The sequence below is a fragment of the Collinsella sp. Sow4_D11 genome (assembly GCF_052116465.1).
Taxonomy (GTDB): Bacteria; Actinomycetota; Coriobacteriia; order Coriobacteriales; family Coriobacteriaceae; genus Collinsella.
Genome location: NZ_JBQKLA010000050.1, coordinates 1 through 2,840 on the forward strand (window position 1 = coordinate 1; position 2,840 = coordinate 2,840).

The 2,840-nt window shown below is 35.9% G+C and carries 7 protein-coding genes; all 7 read right to left on the reverse strand.

Going from position 1 to position 2,840, the window contains the following annotated elements:
* Positions 1 to 265, reverse strand: a 265-nt coding sequence (locus tag ACTQ40_RS10330) for a hypothetical protein (protein ID WP_441564102.1), incomplete at its 3' end; no start/stop codon positions are given.
* On the reverse strand, positions 266 to 640 hold the full coding sequence (locus tag ACTQ40_RS10335; RefSeq protein ID WP_141426554.1) for a phage tail terminator family protein: 375 nt from the start codon (positions 638 to 640) through the stop codon (positions 266 to 268).
* A 3-nt stretch (positions 641 to 643) separates the two neighbouring features.
* On the reverse strand, positions 644 to 1,042 hold the full coding sequence (locus ACTQ40_RS10340) for an HK97 gp10 family phage protein (protein WP_002402415.1): 399 nt from the start codon (positions 1,040 to 1,042) through the stop codon (positions 644 to 646).
* Entirely contained in the window at positions 1,029 to 1,412 is a 384-nt protein-coding gene (locus ACTQ40_RS10345) for a hypothetical protein (protein WP_142959626.1), read from the reverse strand. Before ACTQ40_RS10345 ends, ACTQ40_RS10340 begins: the two co-directional genes overlap by 14 nt.
* A complete protein-coding gene (locus ACTQ40_RS10350; RefSeq protein ID WP_002395886.1) occupies positions 1,409 to 1,753 on the reverse strand; it encodes a hypothetical protein in 345 nt (114 codons plus the stop codon). The genes ACTQ40_RS10345 and ACTQ40_RS10350 overlap by 4 nt, the downstream gene beginning before the upstream one ends.
* 8 nt (positions 1,754 to 1,761) lie before the next feature.
* On the reverse strand, positions 1,762 to 1,998 hold the full coding sequence (locus ACTQ40_RS10355; RefSeq protein ID WP_002402418.1) for a hypothetical protein: 237 nt from the start codon (positions 1,996 to 1,998) through the stop codon (positions 1,762 to 1,764).
* Positions 1,999 to 2,021: 23 nt separating this feature from the next.
* Positions 2,022 to 2,840: SU10 major capsid protein (locus ACTQ40_RS10360; RefSeq protein ID WP_441564103.1), on the reverse strand; the 819-nt coding region annotated here is incomplete at its 5' end.

Sequence of the window (2,840 nt, forward strand, 5' to 3'; positions counted from 1 at the left end):
CACCCGTAATTTCAGCTAAAACTTCATTCTGGTATCCATTTGTTTCCAAAGTAACTTCTGCACCGCCAAATGCAACGTACTGATCTTGAACTACACTATCGCCATAGTCAGGCGTTGTTTCTGTTGTAACATCTGGTTTAATACTTACTGCAGTCCCGATTGTTGTTGGCTCTCCGTAGATTGGGAAAGTACCTGTGTCATCTGTTAGTGGGAACCAGGTTGGTTTCTCCACAGAAATGACACTTACATTTTTTTTAACTGCCATCTATTCTTCACTCCATTCGATTAATTGAGGAAAAGCAACATTAAAATTAACATGTTGAATTCCATCTGTTTTAAATGTCTGATAATCTTCTGAAAATAGTTCATTTTCATCTAAATTCAAAACATTAAAAAAAGCCCCACATTTTTCTGTTAGGCTTGTTACTAATTGTTTATTTTTCTTGCTATCAACTAACGCAATATCAACGTTATATGCTTTATTCTGAACGTTTTGGCCAACATTATCAGTCAAGCTTTCTTCTACGCTTAAAACAAAATAAAACGGTTCTGACGATTGCATCACATCATCAAGATAGATAGGTGCATCCGAGAACTGTTTTATTTTGCTAGTAAGCATTTTTAAAATTTTATCGTACATACCCTATCCTTTCTTCGCGATGACAATCGCCATTTGTTTAAACCGTTTTGGAATATACGTTGCATGAGCTAATTTATAAGACTTTTGCAACATGAATCGCCCTTTTACAAATCCACCATTCTTAGTTCGGTGCCCATCGTTTACATATTTAAAATATTTTTCATTGTTAATTAAGGCACCAACGATTCTACCACTTGATGTTTTTCTAGCTTTAATGATTCTGTATCCACGTCTTAAATCACCTGTTTTAATCGGCGTAATAGGTACAATTAACTGATAAATCTTCGCTAAGGAATCATTGACCATCGCAATACCTTCTTTTTCAGCAATTGGTGTCATTTTCTTTAAATTAGCAATAACTTTGTCAGCGTTCGAGGTCATTCTAAAATCACTTTTGCTCATCGATTGCACTTCCTGTCAATGTCACTTCGATGTGACTTGGATAGTTAAAGGGTTTCTTTGCAAATAAAATATGTTTTTGACCTGTACTTTGAATGACAGTGATTCTGTCGGCCTTTTTCACATCTACATCAGGCATTAAAAACAATTTTTGATCTTCGTAAGTGATATTAAAGGTACCTTTGTTTTCAACAACTGGTAAGCTTCCAGCGCTACCCAGTCCACTTTGGGAAAGAGCACACTTTAATTTACCTCCGTGGATCGGTGAATACCCTTGCTCAGTGATGCCTGTTTCAGAATTTTCAATATCGTTCATTCTTTCAATGACACAAGTGTCAAGATAGGTCATTGCCAAAATATCCGCTTCATTCAATAGAAAAACACCCCACTATCACAGCCAATTAAACGTTTAATAGTGTCGCTGTAATTGCCAAGCAACGCTGTTATACTCTGCTGCGTAGTTGCATAGCTAATAGATGTATCACCGCGCTTAATGCTAGTTACAGCTTGTTCCGTTTCACTTTTAAGTGACTGATATAGAATTTCAATTACAAGCGAGGTAAGTAAATCCCAATCAATTTCAATCTTACATGTATTGTAAGATCCGATTTCCAAAAGAACTAGGTCTAAGACAGACGAAATACGCTCTTTTGAAACATTAGGTAGCATTTTTGAAACTTTTTCTATAATTACTTTTTTTTGTTCGTCTGTCATATAATCACCTAAATTTCTGTTAAATCTGCAGCTTCTTCTAAAATTGCAATAGCTTTTTTATCAGAAACACTCACTTCGATTTTTCCGTCAACTGCTGTAATAAATTTACGTGTTTCAGGATGAACAAAACCAACGAAATTTTTATTTTTTAAAACTTTGAATGTTTTTGTTGCAGGTTTCACTTCTTCAGTTACTTCTTTTGTCTCTTCGATTACTTCTTCTTTGACCTCTGACTTTTTAACCATAATTATTCTCCTTTACTTTTTAATTATTCACCCCGGGCTGCAGTTGCAAGGTTTAAGATTGCCCCTGAATTTGAAGCGTTGTATTCAATCGTGTATTCACCAACTAAACCAATACGTTTTGAATCAGTTGTTTTAGCTAATTCCTCTGCGCGCCATTCACGTAACGGACGTAGCTCCACATAGTTTGTATCTAACGCAATCATTGTTCCACTTGGCAGTGACGGCTCAATTAAAGCTGTACCTGATCCATAATTTGAAACAATTTTCCCTAGCTGCAATCCAAAAGCTACTTGATCTCCAAAGTTAAACACTTTAGTGCCCGCTTTATCAACTTCATCGGTCATTAAATCAACCATATCAGTCGAAACTAGACATAGCTTTTCGCCTGCATAACCTTTGTCAAACATAGTTTTAAACATTTTATCCACATCTTTACGTGTTACTGCATCAGCTGCAGACGTTTTAACTAAGTTATCAGAGTTGATTAAGTTAATTACACCAGCCATTTGTCGTCCTTTAGTACCATTTTCATCAGCTTTTACACCAATTAATAGCTTTTTGTTCAAATCTAACTTCATTTCTAATGCACGTTGAGAGACTTGATTAGCTAATTCACTACCTACACCATTAACGTTAATCGCATCTAATGTACCTGAAACAGAAGTAGATTTACGGAAAATTTCAGTGTAGTTATTGAACCATTTACGCCCTGAATCTGCATCTTTGTATTCTCCACCTTCTAATTGTGCAGATGAATCTTCTCCATCAAGTTCTGATTCACGCCATTTGGTCTCTGTAGAAGTTGCTGGGCTAGTTTTACCAGCTCCCAATAACCAGCTTAG